The sequence below is a fragment of the Exiguobacterium sp. s193 genome, assembly GCF_018618755.1.
GTDB lineage: Bacteria > Bacillota > Bacilli > Exiguobacteriales > Exiguobacteriaceae > Exiguobacterium_A.
On sequence record NZ_JACSMR010000001.1, the window covers coordinates 286,359 to 312,815 of the forward strand.

General features: G+C 46.5%; 24 protein-coding genes. 3 read left to right on the top strand and 21 right to left on the bottom strand.

Translation table 11 applies throughout. The features are described 5' to 3' along the window. Window positions 1-74: 74 nt before the first annotated feature. Both KNQ04_RS01395 and KNQ04_RS01400 read left to right on the top strand, forming a co-directional pair. On the top strand, window positions 75-512 hold the full coding sequence (locus KNQ04_RS01395) for a MarR family winged helix-turn-helix transcriptional regulator (RefSeq protein ID WP_214846813.1): 438 nt from the start codon (window positions 75-77) through the stop codon (window positions 510-512). Next, window positions 509-1,690: an MFS transporter gene (locus tag KNQ04_RS01400; protein ID WP_353049701.1), complete on the top strand. Its 1,182-nt coding sequence runs from the start codon at window positions 509-511 to the stop codon at window positions 1,688-1,690. The genes KNQ04_RS01395 and KNQ04_RS01400 overlap by 4 nt, the downstream gene beginning before the upstream one ends. 49 nt (window positions 1,691-1,739) lie before the next feature. On the opposite strand, the gene KNQ04_RS01405 is transcribed toward KNQ04_RS01400, so the two are convergent. From KNQ04_RS01405 to infC, 10 genes are all read right to left on the bottom strand, one after another. Then, on the bottom strand, window positions 1,740-2,444 hold the full coding sequence (locus tag KNQ04_RS01405; protein ID WP_214846814.1) for an ABC transporter ATP-binding protein: 705 nt from the start codon (window positions 2,442-2,444) through the stop codon (window positions 1,740-1,742). Window positions 2,445-2,448: 4 nt separating this feature from the next. After that, on the bottom strand, window positions 2,449-3,855 hold the full coding sequence (locus KNQ04_RS01410; RefSeq protein ID WP_214846815.1) for an ABC transporter permease: 1,407 nt from the start codon (window positions 3,853-3,855) through the stop codon (window positions 2,449-2,451). 162 nt (window positions 3,856-4,017) lie between these two features. Continuing rightward, on the bottom strand, window positions 4,018-6,414 hold the full coding sequence (pheT, locus tag KNQ04_RS01415) for a phenylalanine--tRNA ligase subunit beta (protein WP_214846816.1): 2,397 nt from the start codon (window positions 6,412-6,414) through the stop codon (window positions 4,018-4,020). Between the two features lie 12 nt (window positions 6,415-6,426). Continuing rightward, a complete protein-coding gene (gene pheS / locus KNQ04_RS01420; protein ID WP_214846818.1) occupies window positions 6,427-7,449 on the bottom strand; it encodes a phenylalanine--tRNA ligase subunit alpha in 1,023 nt (340 codons plus the stop codon). A 308-nt stretch (window positions 7,450-7,757) separates the two neighbouring features. Continuing rightward, on the bottom strand, window positions 7,758-8,513 hold the full coding sequence (locus tag KNQ04_RS01425; RefSeq protein ID WP_029331122.1) for a TrmH family RNA methyltransferase: 756 nt from the start codon (window positions 8,511-8,513) through the stop codon (window positions 7,758-7,760). Window positions 8,514-8,516: 3 nt separating this feature from the next. Then, window positions 8,517-9,599, bottom strand: a complete 1,083-nt coding sequence (locus KNQ04_RS01430; protein ID WP_214846820.1) for a M42 family metallopeptidase — start codon at window positions 9,597-9,599, stop codon at window positions 8,517-8,519. Window positions 9,600-9,611: 12 nt separating this feature from the next. Then, window positions 9,612-10,094 carry a dUTP diphosphatase gene (locus KNQ04_RS01435; RefSeq protein WP_214846822.1) on the bottom strand — a complete coding sequence of 161 codons (483 nt, stop codon included), beginning with the start codon at window positions 10,092-10,094 and terminating at the stop codon, window positions 9,612-9,614. Between the two features lie 116 nt (window positions 10,095-10,210). Beyond that, entirely contained in the window at window positions 10,211-10,570 is a 360-nt protein-coding gene (rplT, locus tag KNQ04_RS01440; protein ID WP_012371057.1) for a 50S ribosomal protein L20, read from the bottom strand. 37 nt (window positions 10,571-10,607) lie between these two features. Further along, window positions 10,608-10,802, bottom strand: a complete 195-nt coding sequence (gene rpmI / locus KNQ04_RS01445; protein ID WP_023469015.1) for a 50S ribosomal protein L35 — start codon at window positions 10,800-10,802, stop codon at window positions 10,608-10,610. 27 nt (window positions 10,803-10,829) lie between these two features. Next, window positions 10,830-11,360, bottom strand: a complete 531-nt coding sequence (gene infC, locus KNQ04_RS01450; RefSeq protein WP_029331126.1) for a translation initiation factor IF-3 — start codon at window positions 11,358-11,360, stop codon at window positions 10,830-10,832. A gap of 432 nt (window positions 11,361-11,792) precedes the next feature. On the opposite strand from infC, the gene KNQ04_RS01455 reads away from it, so the two are divergent. Further along, window positions 11,793-13,268, top strand: a complete 1,476-nt coding sequence (locus KNQ04_RS01455; protein ID WP_214846824.1) for a catalase — start codon at window positions 11,793-11,795, stop codon at window positions 13,266-13,268. Between the two features lie 151 nt (window positions 13,269-13,419). Here the strand turns inward: KNQ04_RS01455 and KNQ04_RS01460 are convergent, their stop codons facing one another. From KNQ04_RS01460 to polA, 11 genes are all read right to left on the bottom strand, one after another. After that, the gene (locus KNQ04_RS01460; RefSeq protein WP_251136811.1) at window positions 13,420-14,616 is read right to left on the bottom strand and encodes a glycoside hydrolase family protein; all 1,197 of its coding nucleotides are present in this window, start codon (window positions 14,614-14,616) and stop codon (window positions 13,420-13,422) included. Window positions 14,617-14,847: 231 nt separating this feature from the next. Continuing rightward, window positions 14,848-16,788 (bottom strand): threonine--tRNA ligase, encoded by a 1,941-nt coding sequence (thrS, locus tag KNQ04_RS01465; protein ID WP_214846826.1) that lies wholly within the window; start codon window positions 16,786-16,788, stop codon window positions 14,848-14,850. Between the two features lie 322 nt (window positions 16,789-17,110). Continuing rightward, a complete protein-coding gene (gene dnaI / locus KNQ04_RS01470; protein ID WP_214846828.1) occupies window positions 17,111-18,028 on the bottom strand; it encodes a primosomal protein DnaI in 918 nt (305 codons plus the stop codon). 12 nt (window positions 18,029-18,040) lie between these two features. Further along, window positions 18,041-19,396: a replication initiation and membrane attachment family protein gene (locus tag KNQ04_RS01475; RefSeq protein ID WP_214846830.1), complete on the bottom strand. Its 1,356-nt coding sequence runs from the start codon at window positions 19,394-19,396 to the stop codon at window positions 18,041-18,043. Between the two features lie 71 nt (window positions 19,397-19,467). After that, the gene (gene nrdR, locus KNQ04_RS01480) at window positions 19,468-19,944 is read right to left on the bottom strand and encodes a transcriptional regulator NrdR (protein WP_214846832.1); all 477 of its coding nucleotides are present in this window, start codon (window positions 19,942-19,944) and stop codon (window positions 19,468-19,470) included. A gap of 13 nt (window positions 19,945-19,957) precedes the next feature. Beyond that, a complete protein-coding gene (locus KNQ04_RS01485) occupies window positions 19,958-20,326 on the bottom strand; it encodes a hypothetical protein (protein WP_214846834.1) in 369 nt (122 codons plus the stop codon). Between the two features lie 104 nt (window positions 20,327-20,430). Beyond that, complete coding sequence (gene speD / locus KNQ04_RS01490) at window positions 20,431-20,817, bottom strand: adenosylmethionine decarboxylase (protein ID WP_029331133.1); 387 nt, start codon at window positions 20,815-20,817, stop codon at window positions 20,431-20,433. Window positions 20,818-21,079: 262 nt separating this feature from the next. Further along, entirely contained in the window at window positions 21,080-22,120 is a 1,041-nt protein-coding gene (locus KNQ04_RS01495; protein WP_214846835.1) for a glyceraldehyde-3-phosphate dehydrogenase, read from the bottom strand. Between the two features lie 166 nt (window positions 22,121-22,286). Next, window positions 22,287-22,877 (bottom strand): dephospho-CoA kinase, encoded by a 591-nt coding sequence (gene coaE / locus KNQ04_RS01500; RefSeq protein ID WP_214846836.1) that lies wholly within the window; start codon window positions 22,875-22,877, stop codon window positions 22,287-22,289. Then, complete coding sequence (gene mutM, locus KNQ04_RS01505; protein WP_214846837.1) at window positions 22,874-23,704, bottom strand: DNA-formamidopyrimidine glycosylase; 831 nt, start codon at window positions 23,702-23,704, stop codon at window positions 22,874-22,876. The genes coaE and mutM overlap by 4 nt, the downstream gene beginning before the upstream one ends. 21 nt (window positions 23,705-23,725) lie before the next feature. After that, window positions 23,726-26,320 carry a DNA polymerase I gene (polA, locus tag KNQ04_RS01510; protein ID WP_214846838.1) on the bottom strand — a complete coding sequence of 865 codons (2,595 nt, stop codon included), beginning with the start codon at window positions 26,318-26,320 and terminating at the stop codon, window positions 23,726-23,728. Window positions 26,321-26,457: the final 137 nt, after the last annotated feature.

Genomic DNA, 26,457 nt, shown 5'->3' on the forward strand with positions numbered 1-26,457 from the left:
TCCTACTTGCCAGACAAGCGCTTTATTCGCTATACTCTTTTAAGTTAACTAGTTAACTTAAAGGAGGTTTTTTTATGTCATCCCAACAGGAAGATATTCTTGGTCAACTTTCAAAAGTCGCCCGGCTTGTCAAACGGGACATTGATCTCGTATTGTCCCAGCATTCTTTACACACGGGTCAATGGGCCTTGCTAAAAGCTGTATCGTTACTCGAACCTGTTTCGCAAATCACGCTCTCGAAATACTTAGTCATCGAAAAACCAGCCGTCACAAAAACGGTCGCCCGCTTAGAAGAATTAGGTTTTGTCTCGCGGCAATCCGTCGGACGTCACCGCCTTGTGAAATTGACACCACAAGCACGCGATTCATTCGATACGATTGACGCAGCGGTCCAGGCAGCTCATCAAACGTTCCTCGCCGGTTTATCAATCGAAGAACAATCAGTCTTGGAAACCTTGATGACCCGATTGCTGACGACCCACCGCCCTGTCGAACAGGAGGAATTGTCGTGAACCGCTTATTCCATCGTCACTACTTGACGACACTTCTCGTCAATCTGTTATTGTTCATCACGTTTTACCTGTTAAACGCCTCTTTGCCCTTACTTGCCGCAAAACAGTTCGACGTCTCGCAAAGTGCGCTCGGTTGGGTTGTGACAGCATTTATCTTGGCGACGGTCTGTTCACGCCCGTTGATCGGACATTGGCTCGATCGTTATGAACTGAAACGGATGTTACTGCTGTCTGCTAGCCTCTTTACAGTTGTCAGTTGTTTGTATCTCATCGTCTTACCGCTCGAATCATTCAGTCTGTTACTCATCATTCGCCTCTTACACGGCTTTAGTTTCGGAATGATTTCTTCCTCACTGAGCTTAAGTGTGACGACCTTGATTCCAAAACCGCGTCAAGGCGAAGGAATGGGCTACTTTGTCCTGTCGATGAACCTCGCCTCCGTCCTTGGCCCTGTCATCGGATTGACGTTGATTGCACACGATGCACTCGTCTGGTATTTCATCACGATTGCCTTACTTGCGATTTGTTCATTCCTTTTGATGGTACGGTTACCCTTAACAAGCAGTCACGTGACGACCTCTTCACCGTTTCGTTTACGCCAATCGCTTTTCTTGGCAAGTCCTGTCCTGCTCCTTGCCACCGTCCTTGCGGGAATCGCGATTTCAAGTACATCCGCCTTCATCTCTCTTTATGCGGATACGATGCATCATGTCACCTATGCCTCTTACTTTTATGGGCTCGCCGCCCTCGGTATGGTTGCTATTCGGCCTTTTGCCGGCAAACGTTTTGATCAAAGAGGCCCTGCCTCGGTATTGGTTCCGTCTTACGGACTGTATGCCACTGGATTTTTAATACTTGGTCTTTTCCCAACCCTTCCAGGTTTATTACTTGCTGCCCTCATCATCGGTGTCGGTTCTGCTTCGATTTTCCCGGGGTTGCAGACGGTCATGTTGACGTATGCCGCACCCGAACAAAAAGGGAAGGCGATTTCGACCTTTTTCCTTGCTTACGACAGCGGCTTCGGAATTGGGGCCTTTCTGTTGTCGGGTATTGCTGCGAAAGTGGGGTACTCGAACATGTTTTTGATGTGTAGCCTCGTCGTTGTCAGCAGCGGTCTTTTGTATGGGTATTTCCGTCGATCGGCGTCATCTTCAGCCAAACAAGATATCGCTTCTTAAAGTGTCCAAGAAAAAGCTCTCCCGTCCAAGGACGCGAGAGCTTTTTTGATTAACGAGCAGGAAGGACCTCGCCCTCTCTGACACGTTTTTTCTCTATAAAACATTGTTTCTTCAATTCAATGATATGATCGGCAGCGCGGGCGACTTCTGCCGAGTGTGTCACTGCGATGATGCAGCGGTTCGCATTATGCGCCAGTTGTTGAAATAGACGAATGATGTCTGTCGCTGTTTTTTCATCAAGTGCCCCGGTCGGCTCATCTGCCAGAATGATTGGCGCTTCCGTCGCAAGAGCCCGGGCGATGGCGACCCGTTGTTGCTGACCGCCACTCAGTTGCAGGACATTTTTCCTTGCATGAGCTTCATCGATCCCGACTTGTTCAAGTAATTCGAGCGCCCGTTTCTTTTTTCCGTTTATCCGTTGCCCACTCAGTTCGAGCGCGACGACCACATTATCTAATCCATTCATATACGTCAACAAATTAAACGATTGAAAAACCGTCGCTGCGTGACGCGAACGATAGGTCGTCAGTCCGATTTTCCGGAGGTCACGCCCTTCATATTGAATGCGTCCTTCCGTCGGTGAATCCAGTCCACTCAGCAAACTCAGTGCCGTTGTTTTCCCGGAACCCGATTCTCCGAGAATCGCATAAAATCGTCCTGCTTCGAACTGCATCGAAACCTCGTTCAAGATTCGTTGTTGTTTCCCTGCCGAAGTATAGGCATAAGAGACGTTTGTCATTTCTAAAGTCGTCATCGGATTAGTCCTCCCGTAATAGAATTTCTTTTGGATTCATGCGCAACAATGCGAGTGAGGGCAGTAAGACGGATAAAAAGACAATCAGACTGCCGATCTCGATGACTTGAATCAAGGCCGCTCCGTCAATCTTGGTCGTCATTTCCGTGATTTGGGGAATGCTGTCGAGCACTTGTTGTCCGCGTCCGCCGGGACCACCAAAACCGGTCGTCGCAACGGAACTTGCGGCTTCTGTCACCTCACGGTTTAGGAGTTGATCCGTCATGAATTGTGAGGTCATCCCGCCGGTTGCATACGTAACGAGAAAAGCAACCGCTGCAATCGCAAACGTTTCAACCAGTAATTGTCCCATCAGTTTCGGGCGTTTTTCCCCCATTGCCAACAGGATCCCCATTTCTTTCCGGCGTTCCCGGACCGATAATAAGATTAACAGCGCTAAAATCAGACCACCTGCGATGCTGACAAGATAGACGACTGATTTCGAGAACGCGGCCACTTGTTCAATCGGTCCGACCATTTTCTGATACGCTGCATCATTCGCATCCAGCGTGAATGTCTCCCAGTCGAGTGACGAGACCGTCGTTGCTTCTTTTTTAAAGGCTTCGATTTCAGATGGATCCTTCAACGAATAGACGACGCTTGACGCGCTTACTGTACCGTCTTCTGTCGCGAAGCTCGCAAGTGTATCATTTGCAATGTACATCTGGTTCATCGGGTCCAGGAAGCCTGCCGCTCGGAAATTCGCATCGGATGTCGCTTCCGTCGATGCCGATAAACCAATGATCGTCAATGTTTTTGACTTCTCGGTCGTCGTCGACTTCAGTTTGAACGTATCGCCCAGTTTGAGATCATTTTCGGTTGCCAGATTTTCATCGATGACAACACTGTTGTTTTTCGAGTCCGCAGTCAATGCTTCTCCGTCTACGATGTTTAATGTCCCATCCGTAAATGAATCAAGTAGTTCCATATTCGTCACACCGTTCAATGAAAAGTCCGGTACTGTCATTCCTTCCGGCATCTCACCGCCTCGCCCGCCGCCCGAGTCTGTTGATTCACTTTCAATCGGTTCGATATCACTCGCCGTCGCCGTCGCTTGCGAAAGATAATTGACGGTTTTCACTTCATCCAACTGTTCGATCGCTTCGGCTTCTTTGATGTCAATGGTGACGTCTTCCGGTCTCCCGCGTTCTCCGGACGCTTGCCGCTCCTGCATCTGTTTTTGCCGGTCGACTTGCAGCGTCACGGTTGCTCCGAGTTCTTTTCTCGCCTCTTCCCCCGCCGCTTTCGCAGCGTTTTGGATGGCGAATCCTGATAGTACGAGGGATCCGATTACTGTCAGAATAATCAACATGATCAGCGTCTTCCCCTTACGCGCGACAATACTTTTACCTGCCCGTTTCAAAAAATTCATTTTCTGTGTTCCTCCCTTAACCTTCTACATTCATCTTAGGAAACGTATCTGTAGCCTGGCTGTAGTTGAACTGTATCTTGAACGAAGAAACCGGCTAAACACAAAAAAACGAGAATGACAGTAACGTCATCCTCGTTTTAGCACTTTCATTCGATTGACCTGTTATGCACGAAGTTCTGCATCGAACGCTTTTGTTAAAGCCGTTACGACATGTTCGTGTGCTGCTGTGACTTCTTCATCGACCAATGTCCGTTCCTTATTTTGATAACGGAGCGAGAAGGCAAATGATTTTTTATCTTCCCCGACATTATCGCCCGTGTAAACATCAAATAACGTGACCTGTTGGAGAAGTGGACCGGCTGCCTCTACGATTACTTGCTCGACTTCGCTTGCTGTGACTGATTGATTGAGGACAATCGCGATATCACGCGTCATCGATGGGAAACGGGACATCTCTTGATAGACGACCCGCTCTTTCGAGTGCAGTTTCATCGCATCAAGTTCAAAGACGTAAACTTCTTTTAAGCCATACTGCTCTTTCGAGAGTGCCGGATGAACTTGGCCGACGAACCCAATCATTTCACCGTCCAGTAAGACACGAGCCGTCCGCCCCGGATGCATCGAATCGATAACAGATGCTTCATACGTTAACGTAACATTGAGTGCCTCTGCTAACGTTTCAACGATTCCTTTGACGACGAAGAAATCCGTTTTGACCATGGTGCCATGCGCACGGTGTTGTTCCGCTAATCCGACAGCGACTCCGGCGACCAGTTCTTGTTCGATCGGTAACGTCTCAAGTGACGCATCACGTTGCAGGTAAACACTTCCGAGTTCATAGAAGGCAAGGTCCGCATGTTGACGCGCGACATTGTGTTGGGCGACTTCGAGTAACCCTGGAATCAATGATGTCCGGAGTGTCGAACGTGCTTCGCTGATCGGCATCGCTAGTTTAACCGGATGAAGATCGGTTTGTTCATTAAATTGCATCGCTCGTTGTTCACTCGTCAGTGAGTACGTGATGGCTTGTGATAAACCGGCCCCTTGAAGGAGACGACGGATTTGGCGGCGATGCTGGTTTCGTTTTGGTAAAAACCCGCGGCTCGCCTCTTGCGGTAAGCTTGATGTCAAGGCATCGTATCCATAGAGTCGCGCGACTTCTTCCGAGATGTCAGCCGGAATCATCAAATCTTGGCGGCGTGTCGGGACGCTGACTGTCAATGCGTCTCCTGATAACTCGACTTCGAGTCCAAGACGTTCCAATAATTCTTTCATGACCGTTCCTTCGATTTCCATTCCGAGACGATGATTGATATACGAGACACTCGCTTCGATTAAATGATCATCGAGTTGAAGTGTACCCGATTGGACTGTTCCGGCAAGTACCGTCCCACCAGCAAGCTCAGCAATCAATGCCGCTGCCCGGTCGAGTGCTAACAAGACACGGCGTGGATCGACCCCTTTTTCAAACCGTGAACTGGAGTCCGACCGTAGTCCGAGAACGCGACTCGTCTTCCGGACAGATGTCGGTGCGAAATAAGCCGATTCGAGGATGATGGACGTCGTTGTTGCGTCAACTTCTGTATTTGCACCACCCATGACACCCGCAAGTGCGACCGGCTTTTCACCATCTGTGATGACGAGCATTGACGGATCGAGTGCCCGTTCGACTTCGTCAAGTGTTTGGAAGGCTTCGCCTGCTTTCGCTTGACGAACGACAATCTGCTGCCCCAGCTTTTCAGCATCAAACGAATGGAGCGGTTGTCCTGTTTCAAGTAAAACGAAGTTCGTCACATCGACGACATTGTTGATTGGACGAATCCCGTTTGCAATCAAGCGGTTTTTGAGCCACAATGGCGACTCACCGATGACGACATGTTTAATCTCACGCGCTGCGTAAAATGGGCATTCTTCCGACTCAAGCGTGACCGCAAGTTTCGTTTTTTCTTCATCTTCCGTCACTTCGATTGCCGGGAAAGTAGCCGTCGTATTTAAAATACCTGCTACTTCATGCGCCACACCGTACATGCTTAGGCAATCAGAACGGTTCGGTGTCAAACCGAGTTCTAAGACTTCGTCATGCAGACCAAGTAGTTCTAAGACATCTTGTCCCGGTATGACCGGCTCACGGAATGTATGAATGCCAGCCTGTTCATCTTCACGAATATACTTTTTCTCGAATCCGAGTTCCTCGAGTGAACAAATCATGCCTTCCGAAACGACTCCACGCAGTTTAGCCCGCTTAATTTTAATCCCTGGAAGACGGGCACCGACACGGGCAACGATGACATCTTGTCCTGCTTCAATATTCGGTGCACCACACACGATTTGTACCGGTTCTTCTTGTCCGATATCAACCGTCGTGACGTTTAATTTATCCGCTTCCGGATGCTTTTCTTTTGTTAACACATGACCGACGACGATATTGTTCAACTCGGCGTCACGGACTTCGACACCTTCGACTTCGATCCCGCTCTTCGTAATTAAGTCCGCCAGTTCTTCACCTGTTTTCTGACTGACGTCAACGAACTGCTGTAACCATTGTTTTGAGACTAACATCTGTTTTCCCCCTTAAAACTGTTCGCTGAAGCGAACGTCATTCGTATAGAAGTGGCGAATATCATCGACCCCATATTTCAACATGGCGATTCGTTCAATCCCCATCCCGAAGGCGAATCCAGACATTTTCGTGCTATCGTATTCTGCCATCTCAAGGACGCGCGGATGAACCATACCGGCACCTAAAATTTCAATCCAGCCTGTTTGTTTACAGATATTGCACCCTTTTCCACCACATTTAAAACACGAGACGTCGACTTCGACGGATGGTTCTGTGAACGGGAAGAAGCTAGGGCGTAACCGGATTTCACGTGCTTCACCAAACATTTGTTTCACGAAGGCCTCCAGTGTCCCCTTTAAATCTGCCATTGAAATCGACTCCCCAACAACGAGTCCCTCGACTTGCATGAATTGGTGTGAGTGCGTCGCATCGTCTTCATCGCGACGATAGACTTTACCCGGGCACAGAATTCGAATCGGTTCACCTTTTGAAGCGAGCATCGTCCGCGCTTGTACAGGTGACGTGTGTGTCCGCATCAGAATTTCATCCGTGATATAAAATGAATCTTGCATATCACGTGCCGGATGATCTTTCGGCAGATTCAACATCTCGAAGTTGAACAAATCCTGTTCGACTTCCGGGCCTTCGGCAATCGTATAACCGAGTCCAACAAAGATGTCCTCGATTTCGTCCGTGACTTGTTGCAATAAATGCGCTTGTCCGACTTTTTTTGGTCGACCCGGAAGTGTCACGTCAATCGCTTCAAGCGCTAGTTTTGCGTCCATCTCTTGTTGCTTGACGTCGACTAAACGTTGCTCGAGTTCTGTTTGGATGACACCACGAACCGCATTTGCAATTTCACCGACGACCGGACGTTCTTCTGCTGATAATTTTCCCATTCCACGTAATACTTCTGTGATCGGACCTTTTTTTCCGAGATATTTGACACGGACATCATTTAATTCCTTTTGTGTACTGGCTTGATTCACGAGTTGTAGCGCTTCGTCGCGAAGTGCCTCTAATTGTTCCCGCATGCTCGTCACTCCTTTTTTTCAAATAAAAAACGCCCCTTCAGCAACTGCCGAAGGGACGATTTAATTCAATCGTGGTACCACCCTTGTTCGACTTGAATCCATCAAGTCCTCAAGTAGCGCGATAACGGGCGCTTCCCGTCACGATCTCTCGTGCGACTCCGGAGTGAATTCAGCTAGCGGATTCGTAAAGAAGCTTGCAGTCTAAGGCTTCCTCTCCCTAATCGAATCGTTCTCTAACCTACTCTGTTCCATCAACGTCTAATTAAATGTTCTACTGTATCTCACTTTAGCATGAACGCTTCAGTGATTCAATCGACCGGAGCAAAATGATACAGTAAAATTCCTGCCGCAACTGCTGCGTTCAATGATTCTGCTTTTCCGCGAATCGGAATGTAAGCACGTCCATCACATTGGTCGAGCAATTCCGGTGCCACGCCTTGCGCTTCATTCCCGATGATGAGTCCGATTGCACCAAGGTTTTCGACTTCTGTATACGGATTGGCATTGCGCAGTGCCGTCCCGAGAACAAATACACCTAGTTCATGCAAATCTTGAATCGCTTCATCAAGCGACATCATGATGACCGGCAAGTGGAAAATCGAACCTTGTGTTGCCCGGAGAACTTTGCTGTTATAGACATCAACTGTTCCGTGACCAATGATGACGCCATCGAATCCGGCCGCGTCGGCTGTCCGAATCATCGTTCCGACATTACCCGGATCCTGCAGGCGATCGAGTAACAGGTAACGTCCACGTTCTAAACGTTCTGTTTGCTCTTTCATCTCACAGACGGCGAAGATCCCTTGTGTCGTTTCCGTTTCTGACAAGACTTTCGCAACAGATTCATCAATCGTGATTAAGTCAGCCGCATTTTTCTTCCAAGAACCAGGAACCTGAACATCCTCACGGACGATTAACTCTTTGATGATTCCAGCACGGACAGCCTCTTCAACGAGATGCTCTCCTTCAATGAGGAAACGTTTTGTCTGAAGACGTCCTTTTTTTGTTAAAAGTTTTTTCCATTGTTTGACGATTTCATTCTTTGTAGAAGAAATATGTTTCATGGTTTACCCCTCGTAAATCGCTTGGACGGCTTGCGCATCAAGTCGTTTCGTAACGGCAACGATCAACTCGACCGCTGCTTCGAAATCTGCTTTATGCATAATGGAAACGTTTGTGTGCAAGTAACGGATTGGGACTGTCAATGCGAGCGAAGGAACTCCCGTGTTCGATAAATGGAATTTCGCAGCATCCGTCCCACCACCCGGTGTTAGGTCCAATTGATATTTAATGTTTTCTTCTTTTGCGACACCCGTGACAAAATCAATTAAGCCGCGGTGCGCAATCATCGTCGCATCAAACATGATGACTTGGACACCTTCTCCAAGTTTCGACAATGCTTCGCGGTCCGTCATGCCTGGTGTATCACCAGGGATTCCCGTATCAACAGCAAACGCAATCGACGGATGAATCAAGTTTGCAGCGGTTTGCGCACCACGAAGACCAACTTCCTCTTGAACCGTTGCTCCTGCGAAAATCGTGTTCGGGTGTCCTTCTGCTTTCAAGCGTTTGATGGCTTCAATCGCAATCGCACAACCGATACGGTTATCCCAAGCTTTCGCCATCAAGAAATTCTCATTTTTCATCACAGTAAATTCGCAATGCGGAACGACCGTATCTCCAGGTCGAATGCCCCACCCTTCGACTTCTTCTTTCGAAGTAGCACCGATATCAATGAACATTTCTTTAATATCGACAGGTTTATTGCGCGCTTCCGGTGGTAAAACATGAGGTGGTTTCGCACCGATTACGCCTGGAATGACTTCTCCAGATGATGTGACAATGTTCATACGCTGTGCAAGAAGTACTTGTCCCCACCAACCACCGAGCGGTTGGAAGCGAAGAAACCCTTTTTCATCGATCTTCGTTACCATGAATCCAACTTCATCCATGTGACCGGCAATCAAAATACGAGGCGCATCGTCCCCTGCCCCTTTGTGTTCCGCGAATAAGCTACCTAATCCATCTTGATGGAACGCTTCAGCGTGAGGTTCTAAATACTCCCGCATGAGCTGGCGTACTTCTTTCTCGTTCCCAGGTACTCCCGTTGCGTCCGTGAGACGCTTCAACATATGTAATTGTTCATTCATCTGATTTCCTCCTCAGTAACCGTTATCTTGGCGAACGTGATTCGCTTCGTTTTTTGCAACATAAGCCTTGAAAATCATTTCCTGTGTAAAACCAAGTGTAGCACCTAATGCTAGGTATGCACCAATTAAAACATCGTAACTTTGTTCGGTTCTTGAAATCGCGAAGACGTTTGTTTTATTGTAGACATCCAAAAATCCGTCCGTTGCCGTCAAATAATAGTCGCCTTCAACAAATCGTTCTTTCTTATAGTCGAGGGAAAGACCAAGCGAGAGGAGGAAATGAACGCCATCGACGTATTCCTCAAGAATCGTGACTTGCGCTGATGGTCCCTTTGTCGACCAGAATTTGAAGCAACGTGTTTCATTCGCAAGTTCACCTAACTCTACTAATAGAGCGAGTAAACGCTCATCAAATTGATTTCCCGTCAAGTTATGTTCCGATTGGATTCGTTTATCCAACTGTTCCTGCATCTCAAAAAGTGTCAACCAGTCCATCGTAATTCTCCTTCTATCTCAAAAAATAAAACATAGGCATGAAAATCGATTTATCAATTTTAGCAGTCCTCGAAAAAAAACGCCGGAGAATTAAATTCCCCGACGAATTGTAGAACTTAAGCGTTCAATTTTGCTTTTGCTGTGTCAGCAAGTGAAGCAAATGCAGTTGCATCTGTAACTGCGAGGTCAGCGAGCATCTTACGGTTAACGTCGATACCTGCAAGTTTGAGACCATGCATCATACGGCTATAAGAAAGACCGTTGATACGTGCAGCCGCATTGATCCGAGTGATCCAGAGGCGACGGAAGTCACGTTTCTTTTGACGACGGTCACGGTAAGCATACATGAGTGATTTCATGACTTGCTGTTTCGCAACCTTGAAGAGTGTATGTTTCGAGCCGTAATAGCCCTTAGCTAATTTGAGTTGTTTTTTACGACGTTGACGAGTCGTATATCCGCCTTTTACGCGTGGCATATAAATTCCCTCCTAAATCTGTGTACGATTGAATAAATTACTTCGCGATCATGTGACGGATACGTTTGAAGTCACCCGTTGATACCATGCTAGCTTTACGCAATTTACGTTTCGCTTTAGTTGATTTGTTACCGAATAAGTGGCTTGTGTAAGCACGACCACGTTTCAATTTGCCAGAAGCAGTACGTTTGAAACGCTTAGAAGCACCGCGGTGCGATTTCATTTTAGGCATGAGAGATTCCCTCCTACTTCGATTCGATTAGTCTTCTTTCTTCGGAGCAAGCACTAAGAACATGCTGCGTCCTTCCATCTTCGGTCTCTGTTCAACTACACCGAACTCGCTTAAATCCGTAGCGAGACGTTCAAGGACACGTCTACCGATTTCTGAGTGAGTGATGGCACGTCCGCGGAAACGAATACTCGCTTTCACTTTGTTACCATTCTCTAAGAATTTCTTCGCATTACGGAATTTCGTTTGGAAGTCATTCTCCTCGATTGTTGGGCTGAGTCGGACTTCTTTCATCTGAATCACTTTTTGATTCTTCCGAGTTTCTTTGTCCTTCTTTTGCAACTCGAAACGGTATTTACCGTAGTCCATGATTTTACATACAGGCGGCGTTGCTTGTGGTGCGACCATGACGAGGTCAAGGTCAGCTTCCTCAGCGAGACGCAATGCCTCAGTGCGCGATTGGACTCCAAGTTGTGCACCATCCGCTCCGATAAGACGAACTTCTCGAGCGCGGATGCCTTCATTGATTAACAGATCTTTGCTAATGGTTAGCACCTCCATCGTGCAGAGCACGAAAAATGAATGATATAAAACGCTATAAAAAAAGCGTCGGCAGTTTTTCCCGCCCACACTCATAAAGAATACAATAGTCAGAGAACACTCTACTATCACATATCATCATGATGGACCAGCACAGATTGTCTGTACATGGTGAGAAGCGGGATGCTTCTGCTTTGTTGTCATTTCACTTTGCTATCATAGCACTTACTTTCCCGTGATGTCAAGCCGCTTTATCAGTTCAGTTAGAACATTGCTCACACACTTGATTATAATAGCAATCCTACGTTCGTTTAGCAAGAAGTTTCTAAGTAGTTTTTAGGGGGTACTTATATCTTGTAGTTAAATAATCATCAAGAACCGACGCTTTTTTCTTTATTTAGAATGATTATTGTTTTATAATTATTTTAATCTTACATAAGGGGGAGTTAAATAATGAATGAAAACGAAAAGAAGCTAACGACGAATCAAGGCGTACCGATTGGTGATAACCAAAACTCACGTACGGCAGGTCGTCGCGGACCTACTTTATTAGAAGATTATCAATTAATCGAAAAAATTGCCCACTTCGACCGTGAACGTGTTCCAGAGCGTGTTGTACATGCACGCGGCTTCGGTGCTCATGGTGTGTTCAAAGTCAAAAAATCGATGAAAAAATATACAAAAGCTGCTTTCCTTCAGGAAGAAGGAACAGAAGTACCTGTCTTCGCTCGTTTCTCAACCGTCATCCATGGTACACACTCTCCTGAAACATTACGTGACCCACGTGGTTTCTCTGTTAAGTTTTATACAGAAGAAGGAAACTGGGATTTCGTCGGGAACAACTTACCGGTCTTCTTCATCCGTGATGCGATGAAGTTCCCGGATATGGTTCATTCATTAAAACCGGATCCACGTACAAACATTCAAGATCCTGACCGCTACTGGGACTTTATGACGCTTCGTCCTGAATCAACAAATATGCTGATGCACCTCTTTACAGATGAAGGCATTCCAGCAAGCTACCGAAAAATGCGTGGTTCTTCCGTCCACTCATTCAAATGGGTCAATGCACACGGCAATACGGTCTACATTAAATTACGTTGGGTGCCGAAAGAAGGCATTCATAACCTGTCTGCTGACGAAGCAACAGAAGTTCAAGGAAAAGATTTTAATCACGCATCAAACGATACATTCCAGGCCATCGAAAATGGAGACTTCCCGGAGTGGGACCTTTTCGTTCAAGTACTCGACCCTGCTGATGTTGAAAACTTCGACTTTGATCCGCTCGATGCAACAAAAGATTGGTTCGAAGACATCATTCCGTTCCAACACGTCGGTACGATGACATTAAATAAAAATGTCGACAATTACTTTGCTGAAACGGAATCAGTTGGATTCAACCCAGGTGTTCTTGTACCAGGGATGTTACCGTCTGAAGATAAATTGCTCCAAGGTCGTTTGTTCTCTTACTCTGATACACAACGTCACCGGATTGGACCGAACTACCAACAGCTTCCAATCAACTGCCCGTTCGCTCAAGTGAATAACTACCAACGTGACGGTGCAATGCCGTTCAAGCAACAAACAAGTTCAGTCAACTATGAACCAAACCGTTACCAAGAGGAACCAAAACAAACACCGGCGTACACGGAAGACACACAACCACTTCATGATGACATTCATGGCCGTCTCGAAATCGAGAAAACGAATAACTTCGGACAAGCTGGTGAAGTCTACCGCCGTATGACGGAAGAAGAACAAATGGCACTTCTCAACAACCTCGTCGATGATCTCAAACAAGTTCGTCACGAAAACACGGTCTTACTCGCAATCTGTAACTTCTACCGTGCCGATGCTTCACTCGGTGAAAAGTTATCGGAAGCGTTAAACGTCGACATCAAACCATTCTTGCAACAAATGCAAAACTGATCAACAATAAACGAACAGCCTATTCCCATATCGGGAGTAGGCTGTTTTAGATGATAGAAATATTACTAACAGAAGACTTTTGCATAGAATGACCCGTTCTTCTTTGCAGTACTCACTTGTCACGCTTCGCTTCAATCCGGAATCATATGCTTCACGGGACAAAGTTGAACCGTTCTGACGTCTCTACGGAAAAATCATTTAATTTCGAATAGAGTACGACTTGCCCGACATTGACTTGTTTCATTTTATTTTTACGGAAATTCAACTTTTCAACATCCGTAAATCGATTGTAGATCGGTTTAAATCCGTTACTTTGGTGCGGTTGCATTTGGATCGCACGATCGGAATATTCAATTCGATTACTTTTAATGACCCCACCAACGACACCTCTCCCGAGAATTGCAATGGCCTTGCCATCCGCCCGGTGGACATTTCGAATCTTATTTAGTTGGACGATTGGTTTTTCCCAATTCATCATCGAAATCGCATGGTCTTTCGTCCCATCAATCGTATTCGATTCAATCCGAATATTTTGATGCGGACGATCTTGCGAATACTGATGTGTACCGACTGCGACATTAATGTTTTTAAACGTATTGTTTCGAATCACGATGTTTTGATTTGGTGTCCGGTCCTGCGCAGACCACTTCCACCGAAATCCTTGTGTCACCGGGTCAGGTGTATCGAGATTAATCGATTCGTTCGGTCCGGTATTTTTAATCATCTTCGCATTGATGAAGGCCATATGTTCAATTACAGCATGATTCGTTGCGTCTAACTCAATTGCATGTGAACCGTTTTGATTCCGAATCGTCAGTCCGCCGATGTAAAGATTTGCGTTATGGGCAATTGCAAACGCCGCGCCTCTTGCGCGATGATCTAAGTCAATTTGTGCATTACCCTGCCCTTCGATCGTCACATGATGTGAACCGTTGTATTTTCCAACAGTTGTTTTCAGGCGCAAAACAGATGGTGGAACGAGGTCGAAGACACTTGTTGTTGCCGCGATTTTCGTCGTCCCGGTGTCGAATGTCTTTTTGATGATGACACCGTCCTCTAAACGGATCGTTGTATTCGACGGAACACCAACACGAATCGGCGACAGATACGTTCCTTTCGCTAAGACAAGCGTCCCGCCGCCTTCTGCCTCGATTTTTTCTAAATAAGACCGCAACGTATAATAGTTTTTTGTTTGTTTATTATATGTCGAGTACTTCCGCAAAACAGGATCAATCGGCTCTGTCCGAGGTGTAATCCGGTATGTTTTCATACTTTCGACTTGTTCGACACCCGGCGCAATGAATGTAAACGACATGGCACAAAGACACACTACAATTAATTTCTTCAATCGTTCCACCCCTCTCTTCCTTTTATCGGCCGCGCTTCAAAAACTATGTAGATACAAAATGGTTCGACTCGAAATTTCTCCAAAACCCATCGGATTAAGCTACGTTTCATCCCGGATGCAAGAAAAAGCCAGCTTTCCCGTGCCCTTAACGGACAGGAAAGCTGGCTTATGTCTTGCCTAAGGAAAGTATGTGAAAAAAGTGTTGAGCTAACCGATTCAGACTATTATTGATTACTTCGAACGGTTGGCGATCTCTACTTCTAAATCAGCAACGAATTGCTCAAGCGAGGCATTGCTCGAATCTTTTGACCCATAACGACGGATATTGACTTCACGTGCTTCTACTTCTTTATCTCCAAGTACGAGCATGACAGGGATTTTATTCATCTGTGCTTCACGGATACGGTAACCGAGCTTCTCATCGCGGAAGTCTGTTTCAATCCGGATTCCTTTTTTCAAGAGCATCGCTTTAATTTCACGTGCGTAATCTTCTTGCGCTCGTGAGACCGGAATCAATTTGACTTGGACCGGTGCGAGCCATGTTGGGAATGCCCCTTTATATTCTTCGATCAAGTACGCGACGAACCGTTCCATCGTCGAAACAACGCCACGGTGCAGGACGACCGGACGATGGTCTTGTCCATCATTTCCTTTATACGTCAATTCGAACCGCTCCGGTAACAAGAAGTCGAGCTGAACTGTCGACAGTGTCTCATCCTTACCGAGTGCTGTCCGGACTTGAACATCGAGTTTCGGACCATAAAACGCGGCTTCACCTTCTGCTTCGAAATATTCCAGTTCAAGTTCATCCATCGTTTCTTTCAACTCACGTTGCGCCATTTCCCAAATCGCATCGTTGTCGAAGTACTTTTCTTTATCAGCCGGGTCACGGTAAGACAGACGGAATTTATAATCGGTAATTCCGAAGTCCGCGTACACCTCTTGAATCAAGTGAACGATGGCTTTGAACTCATCTTTCATTTGATCCGGACGGACGAATGTATGCCCGTCGTTTAGGACCATGTAACGGACGCGTTGTAGCCCCGTCAGTGCACCTGACATTTCGTAACGGTGCATGCCACCAAGTTCTGCGACACGGAGTGGTAAGTCACGGTATGACCGTGGTTCGTTTTTATAAATCATCATGTGGTGCGGACAGTTCATCGGACGGAGAACCAACTCTTCATTGTCCATTTCCATTTTCGGGAACATATCATCTTGATAGTGATCCCAGTGTCCTGACGTCTTATACAACTCAACAGAACCGAGGACTGGTGTGTAGACATGTTCATAACCGAGTTCAAGCTCTTTGTCGACGATGTAACGTTCGACCGTCCGACGAATGGCCGCTCCTTTTGGTAACCACATTGGTAATCCTTGACCGACGTCTTGCGATGTGAAGAACAAATCGAGTTCTTTTCCGAGTTTGCGGTGATCACGCTCTTTTGCTTCAGCTAAGAAGTGTAAGTGTTGTTTCAATTGGTCTTTTGTCGCCCAGGCTGTCCCGTAAATCCGTTGTAACATTTTATTTTTCGAGTCACCGCGCCAATATGCGCCTGCGATGCTCATCAATTTGAAGACTTGCAGTTTTGCTGTCGCCGGCACGTGTGGACCACGGCATAAGTCGAAGAACTCACCTTGACGATACAGTGTTAAATCTTGATCCGCTGGAATCGATTCAATCAATTCGATTTTAAGCGGGTCATTCAACTCTTGATAGATGGCTAAGGCTTCGTCACGCGAAACGACTTCCCGTTCGATTGATAAGTTTTCACCCGCAATTTTATTCATCATCTTTTCGATGACCGGAAGATCTTCTTCTGTTAAACGACGTTCCATGTCGATGTCATAATAAAAGCCGTTTTCAATCGTCGGTCCGATTCCAAGGTGAATCGTTTCATCCGGGAAAAGACGTTTGATTGCTTGCGCCATCAAATGAGCAGACGAGTGACGAATCAAATCGAGTCCTTCTTCTGAATCGGGCATGACGAGTTCGATGACACCGTCTTTTTCAATCGGACGTCGGTAGTCGATGACCTCACCGTCTAGTTTTGCGGCAAACGCCTTTTTCCGGAGTCCCGGACTGATTGAAGCCGCGACTTCTTCAGCAGTTGTACCGGCTGCGAATTCTTTGACCGCGCCGTCTGGAAATGTAAGAGCAATAGTTGACATGACTGTTTCCCCCTTAAGTTAAATAAAAAAAGACCCATCCCTCTAAAAAGGGACGAGTCTTTGTCTCGTGGTACCACCCTCGTTCCCGAACATGTTTCCATGTACCGGCTCGAACACGCGATAACGGGCGTGAGACGCAAACGGATTAGCCCCGCCTGTGCTATGAGGGAGTAAAGCAAACGACTAGCGTCCATGAGAAGCTTCCACCATCCTTCTCTCGCTTGTTTGGTCCAGTTCGTCCTTCGTATCCTCAATCTTTGCAAGTCACTATACTGATTGTGCACTAAGTATAGCGAAAGATGAAGTTCTTTGACAAGGAAAATTAATAACGCCGGCGATTTTCACCTAAAAATTCGACTGGATTCGTCGTTGTTCGGATTCGTTCCATCAACCGCATCGCTTTCAATTTATCCCCTTGATCATTCGTAATTCCGAAATGAAGCTCAAGTTCATCATACGATAAGTTCGAACTGAACAATGTCGGCAAGCGATGCATCATACGGTACTGTAAGATGATCCCGAACAGTTCATCTCGGACCCATGGGCTGATTGACTCCGCTCCGATGTCGTCAATCAACAGAACGGGTACCGTCTGAAAACTCTCGAGGAACGTATCAAAACTATCAGACCGGATTCGTCGTTTCGCTTCCGAAACAAACCCCGGCGCATGGACAAGAATTGTCGCGACGCGTTCTTTTTTTAGCGCATTCCCGATTGCTGCGAGCAAATATGTTTTCCCGACGCCAAAGCTCCCGTGTAGATAAAGTCCCTTGACCTGCTCGTTCGAACGGACGGTATTCAAAAACTGTGACGCTGCCCGTAAGGCAAGTTTTCGGTCGGTTGTCGTCAAATCAAAATCACTGAAGTTTGCGTCGCGTACTTCATCCGGTAAAAATAAGCTTTTGAATTTTTTCTCAAGCGCCCGTTCACTTTCACGGTCTTTGAGTGCTTGTGTTTTTTCATAGGCGACCATGATTTGACCTTTTTCTAAATGTAACACGGGCTGATATCCTTCGATGACGGCCTTTTTTTCAATCACTTGATGTCCGTCCATCTGCTCGGCATATTCGTTGAGCTTTAACATCCCCCGCTCAATCGTCCGTTGATCGATTTCAGGATGTGTCCTTAAAAAGACGATGACACCCGGGTGTGATAAAACACGCTCATGAATGGCCCGCACGGACTCTGCGACGCCTGGACGATTTAAGATTTTTTCAATCGATGATTGGATATGTTCCATCTCACTACTCCTTTACTTCCCCTTTAGTTCACGCAGAATCCGTTCCATCTCTGCATCATCTGGTACTTCTGCCTCAAAACTCGCTTTTTTAGTCGCTTCATACTTTTGTTGTTTCTCTTTTTCTTCTTGCAGCCATTTCGGATTAGGTCCAGCCGAACTCGGCCGTCCTCTTCTGCCGCCGACGGTTTGGCGTGACCGTTCTTGCTTTTGGTCTTGTTTCTTCGCAATCAATTCGTCTTGGTCTTTTGTTTTCGCCAAGGCCTCTGCAGCGGTCGCATATCCTTTTTGTTTCCAATCATCGACGATTGAAAGCAGGAAGTTTTTACTGAATCGGTTATCTTTTTTGACGACAAGCGCATAGTAATAGGCCGCATTGACGATGCCCGACGACATTTCATAATCGATGATCAATTGCTGAATCAATTCTTCATCCCGTTCAGATAAGGCCTTCACTTTACGTAACTTCGCGACATATTGTTTCGGATGGGTCCCTTCCATCGTCTCCGTTTCACTTAACTCACCGACCTCGACTTCTTCAAGCACCGCAACCTTCGCTTTTTTATCCCGGCTGAGTTTTTGTTTCGCCGATAACATCATCTGTTTACAACGCTCTTGCTTCTCACTATCCGTCATCGGTAAATAGGCTTCATGCCGGAAGCGGGCGTTTAAGAGTTCCGCCATCAAGGCTTCATTTGATTGTGTGACGTAAGCCAGTTTCAACAACAACTGATCAATTGATTTCGTATAAAAGTTCCGCGGCAGGAAACGATCGGTCTGTCGCTTCATTTCTTCTAAATCAAACGAGTAATCAAACTCATACGCAGCACGTTCTTGTTTCGCATACGCTTTTGGTTGATGGGCAGAAGCAAGTCCTGCTTTGACATCAAAGACTTGATCGAAACGAACCGTTCGGTCGACGACATTCTTCGGCAACGGCTCCGTCCGAAAACGATTTTGAAGCGCTCGAAATCGAATTTCTCCGACGCGGTAAAATAAGAGACTCGACAGGACACCATCGTTTAGGAATGTATTCGGCGCTAACGGGACACGTATTTGATAGACGTACCGGTACGCTGCTTGTTTCGCTTCGAATGTCCGAATCAATCCAATGCCTTCGAGCTTAAACAACTCTTCTTTGAATTCGTCGACTGTAAAACCAAGGAGTGTACCGAGTTCTGCATGTGAGATAAACTGCGATTTCGTTTTCCCAGGAATCATCTCACTCCAAAAGGTTTGGTACAGTCCAAGCGCTTTGACGCCAATGATTGGCTGATACAAATAATAGAGAGACTGATACGCTTCACGGTCGACGACACCGTTACTCATGATTAAGCATAAGTCTGTTCCCGATACTTCACGTTCCACCATCTGCTTCGTCCCTTCTTTCGTGAGAAAAAGAGAGGTGCGTTCTGATCCTACAGACGACCTCTCCATTACGTTTAATTGTTCTGTTCATTTTCTTGGTGACGTTCCATCAATTCAGATAACTCTTGGAAAAAGACGTTAATGTCTTTGAACTGTTTATAGACACTGGCGAAGCGGACATAGGCCACTTCATCAACGGAAGCAAGTTCATTCAACACGAGCCGACCGACTTGTTCGCTCGGAATTTCATGTTGCGCCGTCGCGCGTAAGGCTTTCTCGACACGGCTGACGACCGTTTCCAGTTGCTCGATCGAAATCGGACGTTTTTCGCATGCCCGGACGAGACCACGTAAAATCTTATCCCGATTGAACTCGTCACGCGTCCCATCCTTTTTCACGATGATAAGTGGTGTTTGTTCAATCATCTCAAATGTCGTAAAACGATACCCACACGATTCACATTCACGTCGGCGTCGAATCGATCCGAAATCTTGAACGGGTCTTGAATCGAGGACTTTCGTTCCATTATAGTTACAGGCTGGACAACGCATGCCGCACCTCCGTTCACGTAATTTCTCTTGTTCCAATCATTTTCAAACGATACGTCGCATCTAACTCTTGATAAATCGTTTCAATCCACTTTTCGAGATCCGGTCCTAGCAGTCCCTCACGGTGTAAAAATAAATCGACCGCCGTCCGGCCCGAACCAATCATGATGACCGTCGCTAAGCCATCTAATCCTGGAGCCGCAAAAGCCAATTCGCCACGTTCAGCGTCGATCCGTTTCACCGTTCCCGCTTGTGTTGTAATCGTCGCTTCTAGACCTTTAAACAACATATCGGGTGTCGCCGCATAATAATGTGTCCGTAATTTTTCATTTTTATGTGCATCAGACGTTTCAAGCTGCTTTTGCAAACGTTCTTTAAATCCCATCCGCCATCACCTTTTCTGTTTTCTTCTACTATTAAGAATAACAGACGTCAGACATATTAAAAAGCCCTCGCCATAAAGACGAGGGCTGGTAGTTCGTGTTTTTGTCAGTTAACGTGCTGAATCGTAGCTGCTGGAACTTTAACAGGTCCCATGCCACGCGGAATTTCGACATTTTCACGGATTTTTGCATCAAGCGCGTCAGCGATATAATTCGCTGCGATGGCTGGATCGATGCGATCCCCACACGTAAAGACATCAACTGATGCGTATCCGTGTTCTGGGAAACTGTGAATCGTTAAATGCGATTCAGAAATGATGACGACACCGCTTACTCCGTGTGGAGCAAACTTGTGGAATGCGACTTCGCGTACTTCTGCACCTGCTTGAAGTGCTGCGTCAACGAAGAGTCGTTCGACAAATTCCATGTCGTTTAATTTTTCAGGATTACAATCCCAAAGTTCTGCAATAATGTGTCTTCCCATAGTATCCATTAGTGGATCCCCCCTACATTCAATGGTCTTCAAAGTATAGTCATGATCACTTACTTTGCGCCTGAGTCGTTCGCACCCACGGGGGAAAGTTAGTCCAGAGAGGTCCTAACCCTTTAAGCTGCGATTGCCAGACCGATTGAAGTTCACGATTTGAATTATAGCGAGTATCAAAAAGATACACAAGGATAAATTTTTAATTTTAGCGTCTAAATCTAAAAAAACCGCTCTACCTGTTGGTATAGAGCGGTTTTAAAAGTCTACTTTATTTTAATTCTAATTCCTTTTCAACGGTTGTTGCCTCGATATGGGCTCCAATCATCTGAACGAGATCGACGACACGGCATGAATATCCCCATTCATTGTCGTACCAAGCGAGCACCTTCACTTGGCGCCCTCCCATGACCATTGTCGATAAACCATCGACGACCGTCGAACGGACTTCCCCGTTGAAATCAATCGAAACGAGTGGTTCCATCGTCAATCCTAGAATCCCCTCCAACGCGCCGTCAGCTGCTTTCACGAACGCTTCGTTTACTTCTGCGACCGTCGTATCCCGACTCACTTCGACGACGAGATCCACGAGCGACACGTTCGGTGTCGGAACACGGAGTGCAAGTCCGTTCAACTTTCCTTCGAGATGTGGTAAAACGAGTGAAATGGCGCGTGCTGCACCGGTTGATGTCGGAATAATCGATGACCCGCAAGCTCGCGCGCGACGTAAATCCTTATGAGGATTATCGATATTATTTTGATCATTCGTAAAGGCATGGATCGTCGTGACGAGTCCCGTCTCGATTCCGAATGCCCGGTCGATGACTTGGACGACGGGCGCAAGGCAATTCGTCGTACAGGATGCATTCGAGACGACGTGATCACTCTCATGATCGTACATCGCATCATTGACCCCCATTACAATGGTACGAATATCACCTTTCGCTGGTGCCGTGATGACGACTTTTTTAGCACCTGCCAACAGATGTTTGCTTGCGCCATCTTTCGAATTAAACTTCCCCGTCGCTTCGACAACGACATCAATCTCAAGTTCCCCCCACGGTAATAACTCAGGATTGCGTTCGCTGACGATTTTCACGAGTTGTTCGTTAATCATCAAACCACCCTCGACAATCTCGACCGGGTACTCAAACTTTCCATGGACCGTATCGTACTTGATTAAGTGTGCTAATGTTTCCGGTGGATAACTTGCATTGATTGCGACGACCTGACTTTTCCCCTCAGCGATTAATCGACGGAACACCATTCGACCAATACGCCCAAACCCGTTAACTGCCACCTTGACTCCCATGTGCGGATCCCCCTTCAATGTGACGGATAATGCTCCGTTTACAGATAGAACTATATCACGAAATGTAAGCGATTTCATTATGTAAACAAAAAAAAGTTGAGAGAAGTCGTGAACTCCTCTCAAAATAAAGATTTCATTCATTTAATTTTAATTTAGACTTCTCCCGTCAACGGATGACAGGCAATTTTTTTAACCATTGATCAATTTGTTGATATAACGCTTCGACCGTTCCTTCGTTGACCAACACATAGTCGGCGAGAAGACGTTTCTGTTCGATATCGAGTTGGGATTGCACACGCGACTCTGCTTCGTCACGTGATAATTGATTGCGTTCCATCAATCGCTCCAATTGTAGAGAAGCGTTACAATAGACCACTACGACTTGATCGACAAGCTGTTTCCAATCGCCTTCCAACAAAAGCGGGATATCAAAAACAACTAAAGATTTTTCTTGCTGTTCCAATTCGTCTGCCCGAGCGAGCATCTGTTGTCGAATCTTCGGATGCATCAACTCGTTCAGTAAATTTCGTTTTTCACTATCGCGAAAAATAATTTCACCAAGCTTGGCTCGGATTAATATCCCATCTTCAAATGCTTCCGGAAAGGCAGCTTTCACATCTTGATAAGCGAGTCCATCCGGTTCCATGACTTCCCGTGCGATCAAATCAGCATCGATGACCGGAATCCCATTCGTTTGTAGATACGTCGCGACGGTACTCTTTCCCGTCGCGATTCCTCCCGTCAAACCGATTCTCATAACGCGACCTGCTGACAGTTCGGACAGAAGTGTGTCCCACGTCCACCGACCTTGATTTTTTCAATCGCCGTCCCGCAGCGCGGACACGGTGCACCCGTCTGTCCATACACAGCGAGCTGCAATTGAAACTCACCTTGTCCGGACGGTGAGACATAACTTCGGATCGTACTGCCGCCGCTGTCGACCGCCTTCCGCAAGACATCGACACCCGCGACGTGAATCCGTGAAATATCGTCAAGCGTCAAGGCCCCAGCTTTCGTTAACGGATGAACCCGTGCCGCGAACAACGTCTCATCGACATAGATGTTCCCAAGTCCTAAAAAGATCGATTGATCGAGCAGTGCCGTTTTGATCGGACTGCGCTTTTTGCGAATTAGATTTTCAGCTAAGACTTCTGCCGTGAACGTCGGATCAAACGGTTCCCGCTCGAGTTGGGCAAGTGGCGGGACCTGCATCACAGTCGCTTTTTCCCGCAACTCCATCGTCCCGAACTTTCGGACGTCATTATAATGCAGCTCTGAGCCGTCTGTGAACCGGAAGACGACATGAGTGTGCTTATCTTTCTCAATCGCTTGCGGATACGGAAAATACTTCCCTTCCATTCGTAAATGACTGACGAGATAAAACTGATCGAATGCAAACAAAAGAAATTTCCCACGCCGTTCGACGCGTTCGATTCGCCCTTGTTTTAAGGCGTCGACAAACGGTGCGACTTCCATTCCTCGAATCATCTTCGGATGGAAGACCTTAACAGAAGAAATCGTTTTTCCAGAGACCGTCCGCTCTAGACTGCGTCTGACGGTCTCGACTTCAGGTAATTCAGGCAAACTAGTTCCTCCTCTAACAGATTATTTCGTTTCGTACCATGAATGCCCCGCATCCCCGTCAACACGTAACGGTACCGACAATTCGACCGTCTGCTCCATTGCTTGTTTGACAAGTGCTTTTAAAGCGTCCAGCTCTTCGTCCGGTGCCTCAAAAATCAATTCATCGTGTACTTGAAGCAATAGGCGCGCCTTGAGTGGTGACGCTTCAAGCGCAGCATGGACATCGAGCATCGCTTTTTTGATGATGTCTGCCGCCGAGCCTTGAATCGGTGTATTGATTGCTGTCCGTTCTGCAAAACCACGTAAGTTAAAGTTCTTCGAATTGATATCGGGGATGTTACGACGCCGGTTCATCAACGTCTCGACGAAACCATTCACCCGTGCTTTTTCGATTGCAGCATCCATGAATAACTTAATTTGCGGGAACAACTCAAAATAACGATCGATGAAGTCTTGTGCTTCTTTCCGACTGATATTCAAGTTTTGCGACAAACCATAATCACTGATGCCGTAGATGATTCCGAAGTTGACGGCCTTCGCTTGGCGACGCATGTTTCCTGTCACGTCGCCCGGATCGACCGAAAAGACACTACTCGCTGTTTGCGTATGAATGTCAGCGTCGTGTAAGAATGCATCGACCAGCGTTTTATCTTCCGACATATGCGCCATGACACGCAACTCGATTTGTGAGTAGTCGGCAGCATACAAGGACCATTCTGCTTGACTCGGAACAAATGCTTTACGAATCTTCCTACCCTCTTCAATCCGGACGGGAATGTTTTGTAAGTTCGGGTTAACGGAGCTGAGTCGTCCCGTTTGTGCGATCGTCTGCGCGAATCGTGTATGAATTTTCCCATCCTCTTTAATGACTTTTTGTAACCCTTCGACATACGTCGATTGGAGTTTTTGTAGTTCACGGTATAACATGATGTGGTCGATGACCGGATGGAGTGGTCTTAACTTCTCTAAGACGTCTGCTGCCGTTGAATAACCCGTCTTCGTTTTCTTAAAGGCAGGAAGTTCGAGTTTTTCGAACAGGATGACACCAAGTTGTTTTGGTGAGTTGATATTGAAGGCCTCACCCGCTTGACCATAAATCAATTCTTCAAGATCTGTTAAGCGTCCTGCAAGATCATGTTGCATCTCTTGTAGCGTTGCGACATCGACACGGATGCCGGTCCACTCCATTTCAGCAAGCACGCCTGACAAGGGACGTTCGAGCGTTTCATACAAGTCGAATTGTTGGTTTGCTTTGAGTTCTTCTTGTACTTTCGGGAACAATCGCTCAATCATCCGTGCTTTTTCTGCTAAATAAGGATGCAACAGTTCGTCTGTTGGCACGCTACGTTTTGCGCCTTTTCCAAGGACTGCTTCTTCACTCGGTGCCATCATCGCATAATGTCCGGCAATCGACGCAAGTGTCGTACCGCCACTCAAGTTCAATAAGTAACCGGCAAGTAACAAATCATCGAAGGCTTGCAGTTTTAAACCGTGTTTCCGCAACGCGAAGGCAGCTTGTTTCGCATCGAGACAGATTTTTTGATAGTCTGATTCAATCCATTCCCGAAAAGCAGGATCCTCGACCAATGCTTGCGAGGCGACATAAATTTGATCGGGTGTCGCGATACTAAAACCGATGATATCTTCTTCCATGTAGTCTTCCCGCAACTGTTCGACGACGAGGACGGCATCTTTCACATCTGAAGGAAGTGTCGTAATCGTCTCGACGTTCAATTGTTCCTTGTCCTCTTCCTTGATGACAGGAGCAAAACGATTCGTTAACGATTTAAACCCGAGTGATTGGAATAACGAATACGGTACTTGTGTATCGACATCACTGATCTGTAAATCAGGTAACGTGACGTCAAGCGGAACATCGAGTTTGATTGTCGCAAGTTCTTTTGACAGTCGGGCAAGATCTTCGTTCGCGATGACTTTCTCTTTTTGTTTTCCTTTTAAGTCTTCGACATGCTCATACAGTCCTTCAACTGAACCGTAGGCAGAGATTAATTTAATCGCTGTTTTTTCACCGATGCCAGGAATTCCCGGAATGTTATCCGATTTATCGCCCATTAGCCCTTTTAAATCAATCATTTGAATCGGCTTCAGTCCACCGTATGTCTCGGCAAACAATTCTTCCGTCATACACTGGACATCGGTAATGCCGCGCTTCGTGATCAATACTTCGACTTGATCGGTGACGAGTTGAAGTAAATCTTTATCTCCCGTGACGATTCGTGTCCGGTCTGCCGGCATCGTCCGTGCTAACGTCCCAATCAAATCATCGGCTTCATAACGATGGAGTTCCATCATTTTGATACCGAGCGCTTCACAGATATCACGTACGATTGGGAACTGTTCGCGTAGTTCAGACGGTGTCTTTTCCCGACTTCCTTTGTATTCTTGATATACATCGTGGCGGAATGTCTCACTCGAGGCGTCAAAAGCAACCAACATATGCGTCGGTTGTTCCTCTTCGAGTAGTTTAAGTAACATCATCGTAAAGCCATAAGCCGCATTCGTGTTACGCCCTTGTGCATCCGTCATCGGGGGCAAGGCAAAAAAGGCACGATACGTCAGTGAATTTCCATCAATCAGTAAAAGTTTGTTTTCCATCGTCTCCGCTCCTTTTAAAGAATTTCTGTCCTCATTGTATCACTCTACACACATTTGTTCGCTAAAAACGCCATAAAAAAATGACGACTGGCTAGAAAGCCAATCGTCATGATGTGTACGACATGGGAGCTGAACCA

What these genes read in the sequence shown, in the direction of transcription:
- KNQ04_RS01395 (WP_214846813.1), top strand. Translation starts at nt 75, where the DNA reads ATGTCATCCCAACAGGAAGATATTCTTGGTCAACTTTCAAAAGTCGCC.
- KNQ04_RS01405 (WP_214846814.1), bottom strand. Translation starts at nt 2,444, where the DNA reads ATGACGACTTTAGAAATGACAAACGTCTCTTATGCCTATACTTCGGCA.
- KNQ04_RS01410 (WP_214846815.1), bottom strand. Translation starts at nt 3,855, where the DNA reads ATGAATTTTTTGAAACGGGCAGGTAAAAGTATTGTCGCGCGTAAGGGG.
- pheT (WP_214846816.1), bottom strand. Translation starts at nt 6,414, where the DNA reads ATGTTAGTCTCAAAACAATGGTTACAGCAGTTCGTTGACGTCAGTCAG.
- pheS (WP_214846818.1), bottom strand. Translation starts at nt 7,449, where the DNA reads ATGCGGGAACAATTAGAGGCACTTCGCGACGAAGCGCTACAACTCGTG.
- KNQ04_RS01425 (WP_029331122.1), bottom strand. Translation starts at nt 8,513, where the DNA reads ATGAAACATATTTCTTCTACAAAGAATGAAATCGTCAAACAATGGAAA.
- KNQ04_RS01430 (WP_214846820.1), bottom strand. Translation starts at nt 9,599, where the DNA reads ATGAATGAACAATTACATATGTTGAAGCGTCTCACGGACGCAACGGGA.
- KNQ04_RS01435 (WP_214846822.1), bottom strand. Translation starts at nt 10,094, where the DNA reads ATGGACTGGTTGACACTTTTTGAGATGCAGGAACAGTTGGATAAACGA.
- rplT (WP_012371057.1), bottom strand. Translation starts at nt 10,570, where the DNA reads ATGCCACGCGTAAAAGGCGGATATACGACTCGTCAACGTCGTAAAAAA.
- rpmI (WP_023469015.1), bottom strand. Translation starts at nt 10,802, where the DNA reads ATGCCTAAAATGAAATCGCACCGCGGTGCTTCTAAGCGTTTCAAACGT.
- infC (WP_029331126.1), bottom strand. Translation starts at nt 11,360, where the DNA reads ATGGAGGTGCTAACCATTAGCAAAGATCTGTTAATCAATGAAGGCATC.
- KNQ04_RS01455 (WP_214846824.1), top strand. Translation starts at nt 11,793, where the DNA reads ATGAATGAAAACGAAAAGAAGCTAACGACGAATCAAGGCGTACCGATT.
- thrS (WP_214846826.1), bottom strand. Translation starts at nt 16,788, where the DNA reads ATGTCAACTATTGCTCTTACATTTCCAGACGGCGCGGTCAAAGAATTC.
- dnaI (WP_214846828.1), bottom strand. Translation starts at nt 18,028, where the DNA reads ATGGAACATATCCAATCATCGATTGAAAAAATCTTAAATCGTCCAGGC.
- KNQ04_RS01475 (WP_214846830.1), bottom strand. Translation starts at nt 19,396, where the DNA reads ATGGTGGAACGTGAAGTATCGGGAACAGACTTATGCTTAATCATGAGT.
- nrdR (WP_214846832.1), bottom strand. Translation starts at nt 19,944, where the DNA reads ATGCGTTGTCCAGCCTGTAACTATAATGGAACGAAAGTCCTCGATTCA.
- KNQ04_RS01485 (WP_214846834.1), bottom strand. Translation starts at nt 20,326, where the DNA reads ATGGGATTTAAAGAACGTTTGCAAAAGCAGCTTGAAACGTCTGATGCA.
- speD (WP_029331133.1), bottom strand. Translation starts at nt 20,817, where the DNA reads ATGGATACTATGGGAAGACACATTATTGCAGAACTTTGGGATTGTAAT.
- KNQ04_RS01495 (WP_214846835.1), bottom strand. Translation starts at nt 22,120, where the DNA reads ATGGGAGTCAAGGTGGCAGTTAACGGGTTTGGGCGTATTGGTCGAATG.
- coaE (WP_214846836.1), bottom strand. Translation starts at nt 22,877, where the DNA reads ATGAGAATCGGTTTGACGGGAGGAATCGCGACGGGAAAGAGTACCGTC.
- polA (WP_214846838.1), bottom strand. Translation starts at nt 26,320, where the DNA reads ATGGAAAACAAACTTTTACTGATTGATGGAAATTCACTGACGTATCGT.